Annotated in this window: 13 protein-coding genes; all 13 read right to left on the bottom strand. The window is 39.5% G+C overall.

What is annotated here, in order from left to right:
• Position 1: 1 nt before the first annotated feature.
• The 13 genes from DWU89_RS04810 to DWU89_RS04750 all read right to left on the bottom strand — a co-directional run bounded on the left by DWU89_RS04810 (position 2) and on the right by DWU89_RS04750 (position 20,886).
• Positions 2-814: an alpha/beta hydrolase gene (locus tag DWU89_RS04810; protein ID WP_115498535.1), complete on the bottom strand. Its 813-nt coding sequence runs from the start codon at positions 812-814 to the stop codon at positions 2-4.
• Positions 815-994: 180 nt separating this feature from the next.
• Positions 995-2,185 carry a polysaccharide pyruvyl transferase family protein gene (locus tag DWU89_RS04805; protein WP_244205851.1) on the bottom strand — a complete coding sequence of 397 codons (1,191 nt, stop codon included), beginning with the start codon at positions 2,183-2,185 and terminating at the stop codon, positions 995-997.
• A gap of 85 nt (positions 2,186-2,270) precedes the next feature.
• Positions 2,271-4,094, bottom strand: coding sequence for an FAD-dependent oxidoreductase (locus DWU89_RS04800; protein WP_115498534.1), 1,824 nt, complete (start codon positions 4,092-4,094; stop codon positions 2,271-2,273).
• A 70-nt stretch (positions 4,095-4,164) separates the two neighbouring features.
• Positions 4,165-5,850: a RagB/SusD family nutrient uptake outer membrane protein gene (locus tag DWU89_RS04795; protein ID WP_115498533.1), complete on the bottom strand. Its 1,686-nt coding sequence runs from the start codon at positions 5,848-5,850 to the stop codon at positions 4,165-4,167.
• Between the two features lie 18 nt (positions 5,851-5,868).
• Positions 5,869-9,123, bottom strand: a complete 3,255-nt coding sequence (locus DWU89_RS04790) for a TonB-dependent receptor (RefSeq protein WP_115498532.1) — start codon at positions 9,121-9,123, stop codon at positions 5,869-5,871.
• A 183-nt stretch (positions 9,124-9,306) separates the two neighbouring features.
• The gene (locus DWU89_RS04785) at positions 9,307-10,356 is read right to left on the bottom strand and encodes a FecR family protein (RefSeq protein ID WP_115498531.1); all 1,050 of its coding nucleotides are present in this window, start codon (positions 10,354-10,356) and stop codon (positions 9,307-9,309) included.
• 57 nt (positions 10,357-10,413) lie between these two features.
• Complete coding sequence (locus DWU89_RS04780; RefSeq protein WP_115498530.1) at positions 10,414-10,965, bottom strand: RNA polymerase sigma-70 factor; 552 nt, start codon at positions 10,963-10,965, stop codon at positions 10,414-10,416.
• A gap of 273 nt (positions 10,966-11,238) precedes the next feature.
• Complete coding sequence (locus tag DWU89_RS04775) at positions 11,239-12,258, bottom strand: MBL fold metallo-hydrolase (RefSeq protein WP_233547819.1); 1,020 nt, start codon at positions 12,256-12,258, stop codon at positions 11,239-11,241.
• A 134-nt stretch (positions 12,259-12,392) separates the two neighbouring features.
• Positions 12,393-13,460: a metallophosphoesterase family protein gene (locus DWU89_RS04770; protein WP_244205850.1), complete on the bottom strand. Its 1,068-nt coding sequence runs from the start codon at positions 13,458-13,460 to the stop codon at positions 12,393-12,395.
• A gap of 166 nt (positions 13,461-13,626) precedes the next feature.
• Positions 13,627-15,519 carry a RagB/SusD family nutrient uptake outer membrane protein gene (locus tag DWU89_RS04765; RefSeq protein ID WP_115498528.1) on the bottom strand — a complete coding sequence of 631 codons (1,893 nt, stop codon included), beginning with the start codon at positions 15,517-15,519 and terminating at the stop codon, positions 13,627-13,629.
• A gap of 31 nt (positions 15,520-15,550) precedes the next feature.
• Positions 15,551-18,967, bottom strand: a complete 3,417-nt coding sequence (locus tag DWU89_RS04760) for a TonB-dependent receptor (RefSeq protein WP_115498584.1) — start codon at positions 18,965-18,967, stop codon at positions 15,551-15,553.
• A gap of 285 nt (positions 18,968-19,252) precedes the next feature.
• A complete protein-coding gene (locus tag DWU89_RS04755; RefSeq protein WP_115498527.1) occupies positions 19,253-20,230 on the bottom strand; it encodes a FecR family protein in 978 nt (325 codons plus the stop codon).
• A gap of 71 nt (positions 20,231-20,301) precedes the next feature.
• Positions 20,302-20,886 (bottom strand): RNA polymerase sigma-70 factor, encoded by a 585-nt coding sequence (locus tag DWU89_RS04750; protein WP_115498583.1) that lies wholly within the window; start codon positions 20,884-20,886, stop codon positions 20,302-20,304.
• Positions 20,887-21,076 lie beyond the last annotated feature (190 nt).

Below are 21,076 nucleotides of genomic sequence, written 5' to 3'. Positions count from 1 at the left end.
ATTAATCGGTGATTTTTATATGTTTAAGCCATTTCTGTATCAGGTCTTTCACTTCCTGGTAATATGTAAAGTTATACCGGAAGCCCCATCCGTGCCCTCCGTCGGGAAACATATAGAGGGAAGCGGGAATATGATGTTCGTTCAAAGCCGTATAATAGAGAATCGAGTTCAACGGCGGAACGCTCTTATCGTCATCACTCAGCAGAAGCAATGTTTTCGGCGTCTTGTCATCCACCTGTTTCTGGAGTGAGTAGCGGTCGATCAACTCCTGGTTGCCGATATCATTTCCCAGCAGGTTCTTCTTGGAACCGCCGTGCGTATTCATTTTATCAAAGCTGATCACCGGATAATAGAGGATCGCAAAGTCCGGCCGGTTGGCATCCGCAGCTAATGTACTGAGAGATGCGGCCAAATGTCCGCCGGCAGACGAACCTATAACGCCAACTTTATGGGTATCAACATTCCATTTGGCTGCATTTCCCCGGATAAGGGACATCGCCTTCTCAGCATCACTCAACGGAATCGTATGCACGCCTTTCGGCATCCGGTATTTCAGAACAACTCCCACAAAACCGTTCGAAGCATACCACTTCGCCATATCGTGCCCTTCATGGTCCATCGCCAGCCCTGAATATCCGCCGCCCGGGCAAATCAATACCGCCGGCGCCGCCTTCCCGCTCTTCGCCGGATGATAAACAAAGATTTCCGCCTCACTGGCTTCCGGCTTATCCGGCCAGAGCTTAAATTGTTCTACCTGCTGCGCCCAAACCACCGGAGCAAAAAAAGACAGGAGCAGTAAAAGAAAGTGTTTCATAAGGTATTATTTCTTAATCATTAACCGAGTTATTAAAAACAGGTGCTAATGTAACGAAAAAAACTAAATGCACCTATTATCTGGGTTAAAAAGAAATAAGACCATACTATGTGTTAAACAGAAAACTTACATGTTTGAAAGCAAAAGCTTACGCCTTTGCTTTCAAACATGTAAGTCTTTTCATAAGAATTGAGAAACAATTTTTATTCCCACATCAAATGATTCGGAGGCCTTATCCATACCCTGTTTCCGATATGCCTGCGCATTATCATAGTTAGAATAAACATTCATAAGACAATCTGCAATCTGTTCACCTGTCGTATCATTAATCTCAAACACCCATTCATCAAAGCCCAAATCATAATACATCTGCCCTTTTATCGTATCTTCCGGCTGGCGAAGATAAAAAGCAGGTGTCCCATTTCGCAGAGAGATAATAGGTGAATGACATTCAAAGCTAAGAACACAAAAAGCTTTGCTATAGAGAGACGCCGCCTCATCAGGCAACCAATATCCCCGCTTGACGACATTTTTTTTGACATCATCCGGTAGAGGATCAATCAAAAGTTCATCCATTATATCGACTTGATAAGTCATTTCCGGACAAATAAGAACTTTATTTCCTGTTTTCCTTACCCAGCGAATGATTGCTTCCCGGGCTTTGGCATGGTCGACTTCCTTCCACTTATTGTTCAATGCCGTTGTCTCCTCTATTTGTCTCTCCGTATAACTCTCGCGCCGAATCAACCAATAAGGCGTCTTTCGCAAACGGGGAATCACACAAATAAATTTACGGTCTTCCAAGTCGTTAGTAATTAAAAAAGCACGAGCACTTTCTTCATCATAAATATTCAGAGCGAAGGTTGCATCAGGTACGAAGCGGATTTCAGGCTTCGTGATCCCTGCTTCCTTCAGTTTCCCGATTGAAGCTGTCTCACGGGTGAAAACAAATGAAGCATCTTCCAACAGATTTTTCAGAGAAGGTGATATCTCCTGGATAGTTGTTCCGTAAATTCCGAAAGGTTTATCCGTGATTTTACGCCAAGCCTCTAAACAGTTAGCCGCAACAACCGACGGCCCTGAACCGTGAATAAAGACATCCGCACGATCAATGGCCTCCAATAATCTGCCGTCTGTAATCGTAAAATCTTTATCCGGATTACCATAAAGAATATCTATCTTAGGAAAATTCTTTTTGAGCAAAGCCTCTACCTTTTCGTTCTTGCTCCGTTTCCACAAGGTAATAGTTGCTTCTGGCAGATATGTTTGCAGAATATGCAGCAAACCTGGCGTATGGGCAATATCCCCAATATTCACATCCTGCCAGCCAGAAACAACCAACAAATATGGATTTCTCTTCTCTTCCTTCACCTTGTTCAAACAGGATGGCAGAAATATTGCAGCCGAAAAAATGCCTGCTTGCTTTAAGAAAGCTCGTCTGTTCATCATAGTTTTCCTATTTTAATGAGTCTAATAATTCTTTCAAATGTTTAATATATACTTCACGCGGCTGGCAATTATATTTCTTGCAAAGAATAGCTGCGGCAGCAACCACTTCCCCCATCATCCCGGTTGTATTTTGTACACGGGTAGAAGATAATGCAATATGCGAGACACTGATGTTCCGCCCTGCCATAAACAAGTTATCGACATTAACAGAATAGAGGCAACGGTAAGGAATACGATAAGGAGGTGGAACCTGGTCATCACGCAAATAACGGCGGGGAGTTCCCAGATCATTAAAATAATGTTTCATTGTTGAAATAAATTCCTCTCCCGGGAAAAAGAATGTATTTTTAGGAGTCGGGAAATGTTGGTCTATCGAATAGGTTCCTATTACAACAGCGTCATCATACCTTACATACTCCTTCTCTATATCTTGTTGTACAAAGAATACATCTCCTACCAGACGACGTGATTCCCGTTTTCCGGCAATGTAAGTCATCATGTCCAGTTCCCGGTTTGCATATTCTTTCTTAAACTTACTGTCGTTTTTCAGGAAAGCCCAGTTTCCATAGATAGCGCGGAACAGATAATCCCGGATATATTCTGCATCATTTACTTGGTCATAGCGGAAACCGCTTTCCCACCAATTACTACCGGAAATAACCTTTTCACAAGATTCATCATTAAACTGTATCGCCCATTCGCATCTCGGAAATGATACTTCAGCCGGCATCACTTTGCTTTTCCATGAAATTGTCGCACCCAACACGATATTATCCGGCCTGTCCGGAGCTAATGTTTCTCTTGTTTCCTGCCTCATCTCGCGCCCCACACGATATTCGGCACCCGCCAGATAACCTAAGTTGCCATCTCCGGAGCAATCGACAAACAATGGGGAAAAGAACTCTATCTCTTTTCCATTCTCAATATGTTTAGCGGTCACAGACTTTATCTGCTTGCCTTCCTTGGAAGCTGCAAACACATGCATATTCGGGAAATAGGACAGCGTTTTCTCCGCTTGTATCATTTCAATAACCTGATCTTCCTTACTATATACATTCCGTATTTCTCTGATTACATTTCCTAAAGCAGTATACGGTTTTACATTCATCTCCCCGCTGGCAACCACCCTTATCTCAGTACTGTTGTTTCCTCCCGGAACAGGACGGTTATTAATCAACGCTACTTTCAAACCTTCCCGTGCCCCTTTGATAGCAGCACTCAACCCTGCTGTACCGGCTCCAACTACAACGAGATCATAATGGCCTCCATCTTCCGGTTTAACCGGGATATTCAACAGTTGTTTTCTGAACACCGACAAATCGTCTTTCCGGTTGGGGATAGCGGAATTTTTGTTCTTTGTAAAAAGGATCGCATCACATCGTCCCTCAAATCCGGTCAAGTCTTTCAATGTAACAATATTGCTCTTTTCTTTTATCTCGACACTTCCGGCATATTCCCAATCCCATTGTGTTCCCATTCCCAATTCATTATCAAGAACCACCCCGTTTACAGCAATTTTAAATTTACCCGGAGCCTCTTTCGTCTTCCACGGGGAACACCAATTCCATGTACGGGCATATACATGCCAAGTTCCTTTTCTCGGAATCATCACCTCCGTCGAAGCATCTTGTACCGGCTTTCCTATACCGTGAGCCAACAGGAAAGGAGATCCCATCTGATCCATGAACTGCTGGTCCAATACCCATCCACCTTTTTCATTAAAACTCTCTGCTTCAACCAGTACAAAGTCCTTTTTCTGCGCAAGAAGCGAAAAAGAAATAAAAGCCTGGCACATAAGCATCATATAAATAAGTCGAAATACTTTTTGCATACCTATTATTATTAATCGTGTTACAAACTATGAGGAAGCAGGAAAGCTCCCGCTCCCTCACTTGTATTATTTACTCGGCAGCTCCGGGGTAACCGGGATTTTGTAATAATTTTGCACCCGTATTCGCATCAATTGCTGTTTGAGGAATTGGCCATAATTCATGGTAAGGTTCCATATTGTCCTTAACCCTGAAATTATATTTCATCGTTCTTTCATATAATTTATTCAGTCGAACCAAAGTCTTTCTACGCGGTTCTTCAACAACTAATTCGCGCATACGTTCATCCAGAATATAATCTAACGATATTTGACCAGGCTGAACGGGTTTAGCTTGTGCTCTTCCTCTGACAACATTAATATCATTTGCAGCATTTGCCAAATCTCCTTTATGGAAATAGGCTTCCGCCCTTAACAAATAAGTTTCAGAAAGACGCATTATGTACCGATCATTAGGTGTCCTTCCAGCCATAGCCCCCCAAGGCATTTCCCCTTCTATCTTACGGAAGTAAGGATAACACACTCTAAATGTATCAACCGATTTATCCGTTATTGTTCCATCAGACAAAGTAATATACATTTTGCCATCATCCTTCTTTGTCAGAACTAATTTTTCCCCATTATACTTAGAATCAGGATTATTCATATAAAAATCTTTCTTAAAGTTATACGGAGAGTAACGCATATCGTTCGGATCATCCCATATCTCATAATTAGCATGATTTAAAGGGCGAATAATCCCCTGCATACGTCCTACTGTGTCACAAACCAGAATCTTTTTACCATCAGGATAAGTTACATCTTCTATTTTAGGTCCCCAAAGACGAAGTTGTGCATTGTTAGCTTCTTCGGCTCCCGGAGTCAAATATTCGAACTGTACGACCCATATCCCCTCTTTATTGCCTGAGGCTCTATTTTGTTGGTTAGTCCAAAACAAGTCAGAATAATAATCTCCCGGACGGCTTGTATCACCAAAACGGGATTTCACGAGTGCGTATTCTCCACAACTACCATCAATAACAGCAGTCGCAGCGGCTATCGATTTATCATAAAATGACTGATCTCCTGTTTCTTGCCCTAAACTAATGTATACTTCTGATAACAGATGGTTTGCCGCAGCTCGAAAAATACGTCCATCTTGTGAAGCATCAGATGTAACAATCGGTAAATATTGGGCTGCAAATTCCAAGTCCTTCTGGATAAACTCAAGAACTTCTTTCCGTGAAGCACGTGTATAATCAAAACGAGGACTCAGTTCTTCTTTATCGACAATAGGCACACCTCCAAAAAGATTCACTAAAATATTATATGTATAAGCCCGAAAAAACTTAGCCTCTGCTACAATTGCATTTTTTTCGTCTTCTGTCCAAGAGACATTTGGATTCTCTGCCCTGGTAACAACAAGATTAGCATCTTTCAACATTTTCTGATAAGCCCAGTTCCAATAGAACTTGGGGGTTGCATGCTCCGGTAGAATCAGACTGTAATCATTAAAGAAACGACCATCTGTGACACCGCTGCATGCCACATCTGTCCCGGTATTCATGACATCTTCATTATTCGACTGAAAAAGTCCGCTACGAGCAAAATTATGTAAGGAGTAAATTACTGTCTCAAATCCCTTTTTAGAAGTCAATAAGTTTTCCGGACTGAATTTATCCATCGGCTTCTCTTCCAAGTAGCTATCGCTACATGACACCTGTGTTCCCAACAATAAAATAAGCGTAGAGAACAAAACTATGTATCTTGATTTTTTCATCTTTACTACGTTTTTTAATTATAAACTGATCTGAAGTCCCAAAACCCATGATTTTATCAATGGACCATTCTTGGAAGCTCTCCCTCCGGAAGCATGTTCCGGATCCCATCCATGCCAACCAGTCCAAGTTGCAAGATTTTTTCCACTAACATAAACTTTTACATTATTCAATGTTAACTTTTGAATTAGTGATTTTGGAAGACTGTACGCCAAAGAAACATCCTGCAATCTCAAATAAGTCAACTTTTCATAAAATCCATAACCACGCGGATTGGAATAACCAACACTGGGGCGATCATTTAAAGGATTTTCCGGAGTCCAATAAGGTAAATCCAACTGATTACAACGATTATAATATTCTGTTCCCGGATTTATCCAATTATTTGCAGCATATCCACCACATCTCAAATCCAATAAAAAGGATAACGTAAAATCTCTATATATGAACATGTTATTCATACTCATTGTAAATTTCGGACGGTTATTATGCAAAACCATACGATCTTCCGGACCAATCGAACCATTGCCACTAATATCCTTAAACTTTATATCGCCCGGTTTTGCAGATTTGTCAATAGAAAAATCATCCCCTTCCTGCCATATTCCATCAAAAACATAATTATAGTTTGATCCCATAGAATATCCGATAAAACGACTTTTCCCTATATCGTCATCTTCTTTTCCATCACCATCCAAATCTTCCCCTGAAAGATGAAGAATCTTATTCGCGTTAGCTGAAAAATTCAATGAGGTACTCCATGAAAAATCTTTCGTACTGATGTTTTCGGAATTTAAAGTCAGTTCAATTCCTCGGTTTTGAGTTTCTCCAATATTAGTCAAATACTTATCATAGCCCGTCATGCTTGGTATACTAACTTCCAACAAAAGATCAGTCGTTTTTGTACTATATAAATCGATATTACCGTTCAAACGACTATTAAACAAAGTAAAATCCAAGCCTAAATTATAAGACTGTGAGGTTTCCCATCCTAACAAAGGATTTGCCATAGAAGTAGGATAAAGTCCGACTGAAGTGTTTCCTCCATCACCAAATACATATCGGGCCAAATCCATCGTACTTAATGATTCGTAACTGCTAATTCCACGATTACCATTCTTACCCCATGATAAACGTAATTTCAAAAAATCTAACCAGGAAATATTTTTCATGAACTGTTCCTGAGAAAGAGCCCAACCTAAACCAATAGAAGGGAATGTTCCATATTTACGATCACTACCAAAAGCAGAATAGCCATCTCGTCTAACAGTCAAGTTTACCATATACTTATCAGCAAAACGATAACCGACACGTGCCATACTTGATACGGCGGCAGATTTCCCCGCTGTCGTACTTACCGTATGATTTTCACCAATGCCTAATCCATTAAATCCCAAAGCATCATTAAATATATTATTACTGCTTAATGTTGATTTATTTGCACTACTATATTCGTAACCATACATCAACGTTACATCCACATTATGCTTTTCTGCAAACGTATTATTATATTTGACGATATTTTCAAAAATAAGATCATGGGTAAACTGATGCTCTTTCGAGCCGCTTCCTAACCAAGACGAACCGTCACGATTATACGCTGGTGTATAGTTGTTTACATCCTTAAATCGCAAGTTGTTAGATAAGTTCATCTGATAACTCAAACCCTTCAATGGAAGTTTAATTATCATATAGTTATTATTAAACACTCCATACGAAATCTCCTTATTATCTTTCATCTCCACATTCCACAGTGGATTCTGAACCATACCATCACCATAGGGTAAGCGACGTAATGTCCCGTCGTCATCATATCGAATAGACGAATATGGACTTATTCTTGCAGCATCTCCCCAGTTGGCCTCAGCTCCTGAATAGTCTTTTGTCGCAAAACTGGAATTTGTTCCAATTTCAAGCCAATCTGTAACATGAAGATCAAAATTGGCTCTCACTGATAATCTTTTAAATTGGTCTCCGACTAAAGGTGATTTCTGAGATGTAAAAGAACCAGAAAGATAATAGGTCATTTTTTCTCCCTTTCCAGAAATGCTCAATTCATGTTCAGTCATCGGAGCATCCTGCTTAATCACATCCCAAGGATTAATAGTTCGGCCGGCTGCTATATTTTCTTCTTCAATCGTTTGAAAAGGCAACTCTTGGTTCATATAAACCTCGGCATCTTTACGCAATTGCTGATATTGTTCACCACTCATAAGTTTCGGCATATTGGCAAAATCAGAAAAACCGACATAACCATTATAATTCAGCTGAGGTTTCGACGTTTTACCTCTTTTAGTCGTGATCATAATAACGCCATTAGCACCACGAGAGCCATAAATAGCTGTAGAACTGGCATCCTTAAGAACATCAATCGTTTCAATATCATTCGTATTAATATCCGATAAACGTCCTCCTGAAAATGGAACACCATCCAATACTATCAGCGGATCATTACTTGCAGTTATAGAGGTCGTCCCTCTAACCTGTATCGTTCCATCTGCTCCTGCCATACCTGTATCAATAACCCGAACCCCTGCAACACTTCCCCGCAGAGCTTGTACCGGGTTAACATTAGGAATAGTTGATTTTTCGGTAACATCTACACGCGTTAATGCTCCTGTTACATCCTTTTTACGGGCAGAACCATAACCAATTACTACAACTTCATCCAACGTCTTCGTATCCTCTTTTAACTTTATGCTATACGAGTTCTTTTGTGTTATCGGAATATTTTGAGTATTATAACCGATATAAGAAACAATCAACACGGCTCTATCTGCAATGTCTAAAGTAAAACGTCCATCAGCATCTGTAATTGTTCCGTTTGTCGTTCCTTTTTCTACAACATTAGCCCCTGCAATCGGCTCTCCATTTTCATCCGTGACCACTCCTGTGATCTTTCTTGAAGCTTGAGAGTTGACCATTGCTTTTGTTATAATAATATGTTTCCCCGTAATTTTGTAAGTCAGATTATTATTCTTCGTGATTTCATTAAATATTTCCGATACGAGTTTATTCTTTGCATTCAGGTTGATACGTTGGTCATTATCAATCTCTTCACTTTTATAGAAAAACATAAACTCGGACTGTTTCTCTATCTGTGAGACGACATCGTAAAATGTTCCATTTTCTACTGAAACTGAAATACGATGCTCCTGGGCATAAGTTGTCGCGGAGATTTGGAGTATTCCTACTAATATGAGCATTAGCGTGATTTTCATAATACGTGTTATTTTTAGTGACAGTAAAGCACTATCATCTCGTTCTTTTTTCATACATTTGGATGTTTTTATTATTAAATTGTCTCATTCGCAGAGTTTTCCAGACAAGAGCGAAGGAGAACGGTTAACTAATTAAAAATAATTTTTGAATCGGGAAATGTTGCAACCATTTTCCGATTCTACTTTTAAATGACCGGGAATTTATGCATAGGCAGTTATATTTAATAGTTATACAATTTATTTACTTGTTATGAATATTTCCTTTTTCACCCGCTTAAAAGTGAACTGTTTTTCATAATCGATGATTCGAAGTACATCCAGAATATCCTGATCCAGTGAAAATGTACCTGTATATTTTATCTGTTCCAGACGCTTATCGTCCAGATAGATCTTTACATTATAATAATTCTCGAGACGTTTAACAATGGAAGACAACGACGCATCCTTAAATTTATACTCTCCGTTAATCCACGCATTTGACAGGGATGCATTTACGTCTTGTAGAGAAACAGAACCCATTTTATTATCCGATAGCGCTTTCTGATCAGGCTTCAAATACATACGACTCATAGATTCTCCCTTTTCATTGAATGCTTCCAACAAAATCTGCCCACTCAAAAGTGTTATTTCACTATATAATTCATTACTATAAGCTTGTACATTAAATGTCGTACCCAACACTGTTATGTCCTGCTTATTCAGCTTAACGACAAATGGCTTTTCTTCATTTTTAGTTACTTCGAAATAGGCTTCCCCATCCAGATAAACCTGGCGGTTTTTCCCGTTAAAACTGGCCGGATATTTTAGTGTTGTTGCTGCGTTCAGCACAACTTTCGTTCCGTCAGACAAAATCACCGTATTGGCACGCCCACCTTTTTGAACATGTATTTCATTATATACGATACTTTCTTCCGCCAAATAAGACGATTTTGCATTTCCATAAAACGCATGGACTCCCCAGCCTAATCCGACGGCCAATACCGCAACTGCAACATATTTTACCAGCGAAAACCATAAACCATATGTCTGTGATTTTGCAAGAGAAGACACCGTTTCATAGCGTTTTTCCATACGGGCATGCATTTTCTGCCAACTTGCCTCATTCACATCTTCTCTCGAAAAGAAAGGACGACGGCTGGAATCTGATATACATTTCAGATCAAAGAAATAAGATTTGTGTTCCGCATCTTCCTCCAGCCAGGATTCCAGGTAACGGAGTTCTTCCTCATTTATATCCTGCTGCAGAAAACGGATTATCAATTCTTCTATGTTATATTTCTCAGACATTCCAATGCTTGTTTATATTATACACGATTAACTTTCCGGATATACTTACGCCAAGTCTCAGAATTTTAAAAGAAAGATCAAAAAACCTGCTAAAATACCCCGTAAAATCTTTAGTGCCTTATAAAGCTGCGCTTCCACCGTCCGGGTAGATATGTTGAGCAACACGGCTATTTCTGCAGTCTTTCGCTCTTCCAAATAAGACATGGTAAAGATTTCACGGCATTTTCCAGGTAACTTGTCCATCTCATTGTAGATAAGCTCCAAACGTTCATCTTCCGCAAAAAGAGATTGCGGATCATCATTATAATAAATCTCTTCTACTTTCAATTTAGTTGTGACGGTACTGATATAATCACCTTTTACCTCCTGATGCTTCAGATAATCCAGACAGGCATGCTGAACCGAACGATATAGATAAGTCCTTATCCCTTCTTTTAAAAACAAGAAAGTCCTCTTCTGCCAAATTTTAAGAAATACATCCTGCACCAAGTCTTCGGCAGTAGTAGCATCCACATATTTCCCGGCATAAAAAATCAGTATCGGAGCATTCGATTTATATAGCTCCTTAAACTGAATCAACTCTCGATCTTCCTCTTTCGGTCTATTCATAACGTACGCTAACAAAGAAACGTTTCTACAAGTATAGACGATTTATCCGGGAAAACTACTTACGGAAAGGTTATATTTTTATTTAGAGGGGGCTTTTTAACGATTGAAAGGAGAAGATTTACTTTTGTATTGAGTAGAGCGAATCCCTCTCAAGAATAGATGTCGCTTTTTCTTGGACACAACAAGCTTTTTTCCACCTATTTGACTGTCGTCGTAGCGATTGGATAATGTCTCATTTTTCTGCGTATTTAGTTTTAATTGGAAATTAGGCTGTTATTTATACCAATAGACTTCTCCCCACGTCATTAAGCAACTGGAGATTCTAACATCTTCTAATTTAATAAATGAAGTCCAATAAGATTCGCGATGATCAATCGTATGTCCCAATTCATTTTCATGTCCTGTAATCACGAGTTTTGGATTGAACCCTTCAATCGTATCGGACAAACGGTTCGCCCAACAATTAATCAATAAAATATCCAATGCAGGAATTTTTGTTTTCACATCAAATAACCACTCCAAATCATCTTCACTATATTGATCACCCGTCTGTGCGAAAGTAAAACCTTCAGGAGTCGTCACCACATGGATATTGTTAATCAGTTCACTTTGATGCCCCGGCAATATTTTTACATCCAGCTTGCCCCCTCTTGTTTTGAATGTTTTATCAATAATCTGCTCCGAACGAATATGAGTTACCGATTTATTTCCAACCAAACTATTGTCCGGAGCAACCACCTGTTTTCCCATATCTGTAAACATTTTTACGACAACCGGATCTATATGGTCCGGATGATTATGAGAAAGGAACATAATATCGCACTGTTCAACAATAGCTTGCATCGTTTTATCTGAAATCAAAGAAGGAGATTCCTTCATAGCTCCCCCACGATACAAGTCAAAAGCAACAGTAACACTTTTTGTCTTTACGATAAATCCGTCATTATAGAGTTTATACACTTTAATACCCTCTACCAATGGTTTCTGCATATCTTCCAAAAGCACGCCCAAACGAGATTCCATGAATCGGGAGAGAGTTCCGCTACCATCCAAACGCGTATCATGAAATACACCATCCAATAATTGTAATGCCGCTTTACGAGCCAATGTCGGATTACCAGAGGAAGGAGGGTTATCTTTTAAGAGAGCATCTACCAGATGAAAAGTTTTTTCAGTTTGATTAATCAGATACACTTCTTGCTTTCCCCAAAAAGGCACCATTTTTTCCTGCGCTTGTAACAACATATACAATGGCAAAACAAACAATAATAATAAAAATACACTCTTTCTCATTTGAATAATTATTTAATTTTCGCTCGTGAAATTTTACTGATTATAGCAGGGTAAGGGAAATTGGCATACGCCAAAATATTACCCTACTCTCGCGTCACATTCAATAAAACTATATTTGGATGAGTACGCATTTATCACCTCAACTCGAAATGTTTACTAATCTCCTTTGAATTACCAGCGTAGAAATCGATAGTTACATGCTGGTCAGAAACATTCATTTTATAAGAGCCTGCCGAAGTCGAACGGATATAGGTTTTCAAACCGGATTTATATTCATTCAACAGCTCAATGTCGTCCTCATATTTGGATCCGTCCTCTTTTCTCTTGGATTTAGCCATTTCGTGAATATTACCGTAATCCCGCGGCTGATCCGACGTACAAGAATAGGTCCCTAACTCCGGTTTAGACCAGACGCTATTAACCGTCATTTGTGTAATGCGGCCACCATCCCCATACCAATCTGCCAATTCAGTCGTATGAATGTGTCCACAGATACACAAGGCGTTCCGTTGGGCAAATATTTTACGAAAATGTCTACGTGCAGCAGTCTCTTCAACCGACTTACCTCCATGGAAGAACCATCGGCAGCTTCCTCCGTCATAGGGTAAAATCGGACCGTGAGTCAATATGAACGTATGTCGGGCTCCTTCACACTCTTTTAGCATCTGATCAATGAGTGTATCATCCGGGTCATTGAAATCCAGTACAATATAAGCATCACTACCGATCGTGAAGAAAAAGTTCGTATGAATAATGGATTTTCCTAATTCCTCAGACATCCGTTTCGGCATATAGGTATGATAAGCCTCTTTTGCGTTCGTTCCTCGGATATCATGGTTACCCGTCACAGTCACAAAGGGCAAACCATGAAGTTCTGACTTGAAGCGGTTCATCACGTCTTCTAACATTTTTTTGTGGACCTCCGGATTACCGCAATCTCCTTGAATCAAGTCACCCAATTGAAATACCATTTTGGTGTCAGCACCAATCAGTTGGGCAGCCCGTTTAAGTAACAAAGGACAACGCTCTCGCCACATCTCCCCATTACGGGCAAATTCAGCACGTTGTACTCGGTTTAACCATTCTACCGGTTCATTATAGTCTGCATGATACACACTGGCCGGTTCCGTATCAAAGTGTGTATCACCTAACAATACGATTGAATATTTTTTCTCCAGGTTCGATTCAGATAGATAGGACAATCGGCTTCCGAATACTAAACCTGCAAGCGATGTTGCACTGGTTGTTAGAAATGCTCTTCGTTTCATGATATAGATATTTATATGATGTAAATATAATATAGTTTAAGATAAGAGGTATAAACCTTTCATTTTATACCTCTTATTTTCATTATTCACATTTTACAGATTAATCCTGCCAGCCCGGATTCTGCGTAAGATTTGAATTCATCTCTCTTTCCTTTGCAGGGATCGGCCAAATCTTTATTTGTTCACCAACGCTAAGATGCTTGTAAGTAGTCTCACCCCAAATCTGCATCAAACCATTCGTATTAAGTTCTCCTACCTGTCCGGAAGAATGATCTTTAAACTTCCTGTCGTACCATGTACCCCAGCGAAGCTCGTTAAAGAACATAGAGTCTTCACCTCCAAGTTCAACATAAAACTCTTTACGAATACGTTGCCGCATATCCTCTTGTCCACTCACAACAGTCGCAGGATAAGCCTGATCATTAAGAAGAACATGCCCAACACGCTGTCTTACTTTATTTACAAAAGCAACAGCCTCACTCGTCCTGCCTAACTCATTCAAGCATTCAGCCCGCCTAAGAAGAATTTCAGCATAACGACAGAGTATAATATCTTCGGAATAGACCCAACGAGTCGTACATTCATCATTCTCTGTTACATATTTCCTCCAAAGATAATAAAACTTAGAATTTGTATCTGTACGGATGTCATAAGGTTCTCCAGCATCCAGAATGTACGGCCAACGGAGCGTCCAGGTATGATTTCCTACACCTGCCTGATTCCCGTCATAAGTCGAGTAAGGAGTTATAATCGACTGCATCAGACGCGGATCACGATCTTCATATGCCTGACGTATTCTTGCCTCATTTCCTTGATCCAAATATTTGCTCATATCGGCACCATAAGAAACCATATTATTATAAAGAGCCTGATAATTAGAGGTCGCTTCTGTTGTACCCCATTCTCCTTTACCGGATTGAAGTCCGTCACGCAGAAAGAAAGCAACTCTTGCCAAGGGAGTCATCGAATGCCATCCGGGACAATATTTTTCCCAATCAAATTCAGATCCGTCCGCACACTCGTACATTTCCACAAAAGCTGGATTCGGGAGATAATTGTTCCAAGCAGAACCACCCGTACAACGATTACCATAATTGATTCCTCTCGGATTCCCCATACCACTTGTTTCAACACATTGTATTGAAAAAATCATCTCATCGCATTGCTCGTTAGCCGGTTTAAAGAGCTGAAAGAAATCTCTGTTTCCTTTTACGCCATTACTCGGACTGTAAAGTGAATATCCAAGCCCTTCAATTGCTTCAAAGTCTACAAGGGCTTTAGCATAATCTCCCATAAACTGATAAGCATAACCTCTGAAAGCATAAGCAGCACCTTTTGTTATACGTCCATAACTACTATTACCTTGAGCATATTTACCAGGAAGATTAGGCTCATTAATACAATCCGTAAGATCTGAAAGAACTTGCTCCCATACCTCGGCTTCCGATGAACGCGCTTTGGTTGCTTCCGAACTCTCCACATTTTCCGTATAGATGGGAACACCTCTCCACAGGACATTCAAATGATAATATGCCCAAGCACGCAGAAATTTACATTCGGCTTTCAGTCGCGCTTTCTCGTTGTCCTCCATTTCCGGGACATTGTCAATGTTGTTAATAACATCATTAGCCCTATATACAATCGTATAATAATACTTATAATGATTACCGACATTTCCATTCGAAGGTGTACAAGAACCGGAAATCACAAAACAATTATTTTTCCAGTTCATATCAATATCCATTACGGACGACCAGGCATCAAACGGAATGCCGATAGAAGGGCTATCGTAATTTTTAGAGAATTTTTCATACAGTTCATTATATACACCCATCACAGCTGCACGGGCCAAAATAGGGCTGGTCCACACATTAGAACTTGAGAAACTATAACTTGGAGATGTATCAAGAAGATCGCCGGCACATCCTCCTAAACCGAATAACATACCCGATAAAGTTCCGATGATAGCTATTTTTCTGAATAATTTTTTCATATTTTCAATATATTAGCTGTTTCCAAAATAATTAAAATGTTAAATTTATACCGAAGGCATACTGACGCATAGTAGAATATCCCATGCTAACACGCATTTCAGGATCCATACCAGAGAAACCGGTAATCGCAAAAAGATTTTCCCCGGAAGCATAGACACGAAGTCTTTCAACATAAAACTTTTTAGAAATACTTTTAGGCATTGTATATCCTAAAGTCAAATTTCTAAGTTTAATGAAATTTCCTTTCTCCAAATGAAGAGAAGAACTTGCTGAGCTCTGAGCCCCCGACACATTAACCAAACGAGGTTGTTTTGAAGACAGATTGGTTCTCGGATCCGATGGATTTTCAGGATCATAGAAATAATGATCATCCGCTACCGCATCTGGAATTGCATAGCCATAAGTTGTTTCACTTGAATTTCTTGCCCTACCATAGTAGTAAATACTAAATCCGGCAGATCCTCCCCAAGTCATAGAAAGATCGAAATCTTTCCAGTTTGCACTGGCCTGAATACCAAAATTATATTTTGGAGTGGTTGAAGTTCCCTGAAATTCAGAATCATATGAATTACCATAAATTCCATCTCCATTCGCATCTGCATAAATATACTCGCCATACCAAAGTGCATTTTTAGCAATATTATTATAAGGTTGGAAAGTATAACCTGCCGCTTGCATGGCCTGAAGCCATTGCATATCGTTTTCCGTACGGATCATACCATCTTTAGGACCACCATTTATATTGACCGTACCGTCCGCATTGAAATATGAACCGTTACCATTATAAACATTAGGAAGATAAAATTCATTAATCTGATGTCCTTCGATAACTCTTGTAGTACTACCGGTAGAAACATCTCCTATATTGGTAGAATATTCCGTATGTTCCTCATTCCATCCTTTTTCCAATTTACCTTTATATTTGCTGACAAAGTTTTTATTAAAAGAAAACTGACCTTTAATGCTATAGCTGAAATCCTTGCCGATATTATCTCTCCATCCAAGCTCCAATTCAACACCCCTGTTCGTAACTTCCGCAATATTCGCTTTCGGAGCAGTCGCATTCCCCATCACCATATACATATCAGGAGTATATAAAATTCCGGTAGTCAACTTATTATAAACATCTATATTTCCGTTCAATTTATTATCAAAGAAACCAAAATCAAGCCCCACATTGGTAACGGCTGTCTCTTCCCAAGTAAGAGCGGCATTGGCAATAGAAGTGATGGCAATACCACTTGTCAAAGCTTGACCGGTAGAATAATTTGCTGCCGAATATACAGACTGCCAATCATAATTGCCGATTGCATTGTTGCCCAGCTTACCCCAAGAAGCACGAAGTTTCAAGTTTGTCAACCACTGTACTGGTTTAAGCCACGACTCTTCATTCATACGCCAGCCAGCCGAGAAAGAAGGGAAAGCTCCCCAGCGATAATCAGGAGAGAACCTCGAAGAGCCATCATAGCGTAAGTTAAACTCAAGCAAATATCTGCTTTTATAAGCATAATTCGCACGTCCGAACACCGAGCGGGCGGCATATTCAGTCCCATAACCAGCCGTCGAGTAAGGTGTTGTAGCGGCATCAAGATCATTTACAGCGGCATCTGTAAGTCCTAATTTACTCACATTCGTCTCCCTATAACCATACGTTTCTTCCTCATAGCCAATCATAGCCGACACATCATGAACGCCAAAAGACTGGTTATAATTAAGTAAATGATTCAACTTCGTGCGATTCGTTCTTGTATAATACATACGCGTATAAAGAGTTGAGGGGTCATCAGCTCCTGTTGAATAAGCCCCCTTAGAAAAACTGAACTTTCCAACGGAAGCGTCCGAGACTTTTCTCTCACGGCGAAGATCTTGATAGTAAAAATCAAAGTTATATGTAAAATATTTCAGAAACTTGACTTGAGCATACCACTCCGTATAAAGTTGTGAATATTTGTCAAACCCATTCAATACATTATCCCAAAGCCCGTTATGCGACTGCGGATCCTCTTCGGGTCCTTCCGGCGCACCATATTTTCCATCATAATACGGATATATACAAGGAACCATCTTCTCCGTGTTCATGGAATTGATATGACTGCTCCCATTATAACTGGTAACACTGACTTCTTGATCGGTAACATTTCCCGATGTACGAGTTCCAACCCGCAGCCAGTCGGTAATGTCAGAATACAAGTTCACACGCCCCATATAGCGATTATATCCCGTATTCTTCATGATACCCGGATTATCTATATAGGAAAAGCTCATTGAATAACCTGTTTTCTTCTCCTTGCCGTTGAGTGAAATCGTATGTTTCTGCATCCATTGCTTCGTATAAATCTCATCCCACCAGTCTGTATTGGGATAAGCGACATAGTTCGGATAACCCGAAGCAGAAATTCCGTTAGGATCAGCTTTTGCTGCTTCCCAAAGATCAATAGAACTCTGAGAAAACATATCGGAGTTTCCCAAGTTATTAGATGATTCATTCATCAATTTCATATACTGGACATAATCCGAAATTGTATGAACAATTTTGAAAGGTTCATTATATGAGACTGTGCCATCATACGTCACACTAATTTTACCCTCCGTACCGTTTTTGGTCGTGATAAGGATAACACCGTTAGCACCGCGATTTCCATATATGGCACAAGAAGCCGCATCTTTAAGGATGGAAACATTGGCTATATCAGAAGGATTGACCATACTGATGCTTTGTTCCATTCCATCAACAAGAATAAGAGGGCTGGAAGAATTCAATGTCCCGACGCCGCGAATATTATAAGAAAAACTCTCTGCATTAGGTTGCCCAGAACTTTGCATGATCTGAAGGCCAGGTGAGGCACCGCTAAGCGCTTGAGAGGCATCAGTAACGGGCCTTGATGACATTTCTTCAAAATTGACAGTGGAGACCGAGCCAGTCAGGTTTACTTTCTTCTGGGTACTATAACCAACGACAACTACCTCTTCCAATGCTTGCGTATCCTCTGATAATGTAATATCAACAACGGAACGATCTTTAACTTGAATTTCGATTCTATTATATCCTATATAAGAAGCTACCAACACAGAATTTCCAGAAACGGATAAAGTGTAATTCCCATCGACATCGGTAATAGTCCCATTAGTAGGATTTCCTTTTTCAATGATATTGGCACCGGGGATCGGTTCTCCGTTTTTATCCGTTACTACGCCTTTTATATTTATCTTTGCTTGTAAAGTAGCTTGCTTGTCGTTTCCTTTATATAAGGCAATATGCTTGTCGTTTATCACATAATGGATATTCTCTTTTGCAAATAGTTCATCCAACATTTCGGGAACTGTCTTATCCTTAAAGTTGACAGTTACCTTACGAGTTACTTTTACCTGTTCTAAATTATAAGTGAAATAGAAACCACTTTTTTGTTCAATAGTAGCGAGGACCTCCTGTACTGTCGTATTTTCCATATTCAATGACAATTTCACCGACTGTGAATAGCTCAAATTAGCAAAAGACTGTAAGGTTCCCAATAGTATGAATAATATAACACATCTCATAATATTTAGACTTTTTCGAAGCCATGACGATTTATATACACCGCATGGCGTATTTTTCATAATATAATGCATACATTTGTAAATGATTAGTTAGTAATAAATTTAGGTTCACTAAAGCGTTACTCGCTTAATCCCGGCTGAAGATATTGCCGTATCTTCAGCCTTCGTTTTTATAAATCCTTTCCCATAGGCTTTTTATTTTAATGGTTTGAAAATCCGTATTTGTTCCCCTTCAAATGAATAATCCAATCTCCGGGTTTCTTTCAGCAAATGTAAAACCTGTTCAATCGTAGCTGTTTCCTTAAAGCGGCAAGTAAAAATCTCAGAACTTAAAGAATGATCTGTTATAATTATTTTCACATCAAATTTCCGTTCCAAATCACGGACAATATTATCAAGTCGGCATTGGATGAAAGCGCCTTCTCCGTTCATCCACAACTTAACCGTATTCGTATTGATATTTTTTTCCAATGTCAAACCGGAACTTTCCGAATATGAAATCTGTTCGTTTGGTTTAAGAGTCAATTTATTTTTACAGTCGTTTGTTTCCACTTCAACTTTTCCCTCTGCTAATGTGACAACGGACTTTTCGTTCAAGTAAGCTTTTACATTAAATTTCGTACCCAATACCTTTATTGCCAGCAAAGGTGAATGAACGACAAAAGGAAGATGTTCCTTATGGGACACTTCGAAAAAAGCCTCCCCTTCAAGCCGGACATTCCTTTCCTTGTCAGAAAATTGTGTCGGGTAAATAAGTTTACTTTGGGAATTCAACCAGATCCTTGTTCCATCGGAAAGCATTAGAGATGCTCTTTGTCCTTTGGGTACTTCAACCGTATTCTCGCCTACAGTTGCCGGTTGAACCATTTTATAAAGATTCAATCCTAATAATCCGATGATGAGGACAGCTGCCACATATTTTAATATTGAATATAGGTAAAAATGCTGAACAGCATTTTTACCCTTTCCCAGGGAAAGGGTAAAACGATTATATGCCTCCTCTATCTCCTTTTTATCTGAAAATCGTAGCTCATCTTTCAAACTCCAGACACGTTCCATCTCAAACAGCCAATCTGCATTCGCTTTATTGGAAGCAATCCACCGGTCGACTAACCGGAGGTCTTCCGGAGTACAAGTGTGAGTGAGGAATCGTATGAGTAATTGTTCGTCCATCTTTTTATTGTGTTTATACAAAGAAGACAACTAAGACGAAACAAACTACGTAGTCAAATATGAGGAAAAATTCAATTTATGTTACAAAGCATGAAAATAAGCATAAAAAGTCCTTTCAGGTCTTCCCGGAGAAAAATAAGCGCCTGCCTGATATGCCCTTCAACTGTTCGCGAAGATATTCCCATAATTTCGGCTATTTCTTTATGACTGATATCATGGAAGTAGGCCAATCGGAAAGCCTGTGCACATTTAGGAGGTAATTTATTAACGGAAAGCTCTATTATATCACGCAAATCTTGATTTATAACAGACTTAAGGACTTCATTGGCATCGCTGGTTTCACCTAAAAAAGCAATACGCGCCTCTGCAATACGAACACGCGATTCATATTCGTCGACTACCATTTGATGTTTAATATGATTCAGACAACTATTTTGTAGCCATTTAAAGAGAAAAGATTGAATATTATCCGGTTGTATCATCTTTTTCTGCTCCCAATAAGAAGCGAAAACCTCTTGCACCAAATCTTTAGCCACTTGCTCATCTACAAAACGACAAGCAAGTGCCATCAATTTAGGATAGAAACATTCAAAGAAAGTTTTAAAAGCAACATGATCCCCTTTCCTTATTCTTTCAATGTCAATTTTCGCTTCCATATTTTCGTCTCCTTTCAATCTGTGGTAAAAAAGCGCGGAGCCCATTGACTATTACGTTTTTCTTTATATTTCCAGACAAAGATAATTTTATTTTCGATAAAAGGCTTATTCGTTAGCAATTAATTTTTATTAGAAACACAGCAGTACTAATTAACACTTCAACCATTGATAATTTGCGGGGAAGCCGTAC

It is taken from the genome of Parabacteroides acidifaciens, assembly GCF_003363715.1.
GTDB classification, from domain to species: domain Bacteria; phylum Bacteroidota; class Bacteroidia; order Bacteroidales; family Tannerellaceae; genus Parabacteroides; species Parabacteroides acidifaciens.
Note: the sequence above shows the minus strand (reverse complement) of the source record. Positions and strands in the feature narration are given on the sequence as shown.

Bases quoted from the DNA above. Each gene is read 5' to 3' on its own strand.
- DWU89_RS04755 (WP_115498527.1), bottom strand. From the start codon at position 20,230: ATGGACGAACAATTACTCATACGATTCCTCACTCACACTTGTACTCCG.
- DWU89_RS04775 (WP_233547819.1), bottom strand. From the start codon at position 12,258: ATGAGAAAGAGTGTATTTTTATTATTATTGTTTGTTTTGCCATTGTAT.
- DWU89_RS04800 (WP_115498534.1), bottom strand. From the start codon at position 4,094: ATGCAAAAAGTATTTCGACTTATTTATATGATGCTTATGTGCCAGGCT.
- DWU89_RS04760 (WP_115498584.1), bottom strand. From the start codon at position 18,967: ATGGAAAATACGACAGTACAGGAGGTCCTCGCTACTATTGAACAAAAA.
- DWU89_RS04785 (WP_115498531.1), bottom strand. From the start codon at position 10,356: ATGTCTGAGAAATATAACATAGAAGAATTGATAATCCGTTTTCTGCAG.
- DWU89_RS04790 (WP_115498532.1), bottom strand. From the start codon at position 9,123: ATGAAAAAAGAACGAGATGATAGTGCTTTACTGTCACTAAAAATAACA.
- DWU89_RS04810 (WP_115498535.1), bottom strand. From the start codon at position 814: ATGAAACACTTTCTTTTACTGCTCCTGTCTTTTTTTGCTCCGGTGGTT.
- DWU89_RS04765 (WP_115498528.1), bottom strand. From the start codon at position 15,519: ATGAAAAAATTATTCAGAAAAATAGCTATCATCGGAACTTTATCGGGT.
- DWU89_RS04750 (WP_115498583.1), bottom strand. From the start codon at position 20,886: ATGGAAGCGAAAATTGACATTGAAAGAATAAGGAAAGGGGATCATGTT.
- DWU89_RS04780 (WP_115498530.1), bottom strand. From the start codon at position 10,965: ATGAATAGACCGAAAGAGGAAGATCGAGAGTTGATTCAGTTTAAGGAG.
- DWU89_RS04795 (WP_115498533.1), bottom strand. From the start codon at position 5,850: ATGAAAAAATCAAGATACATAGTTTTGTTCTCTACGCTTATTTTATTG.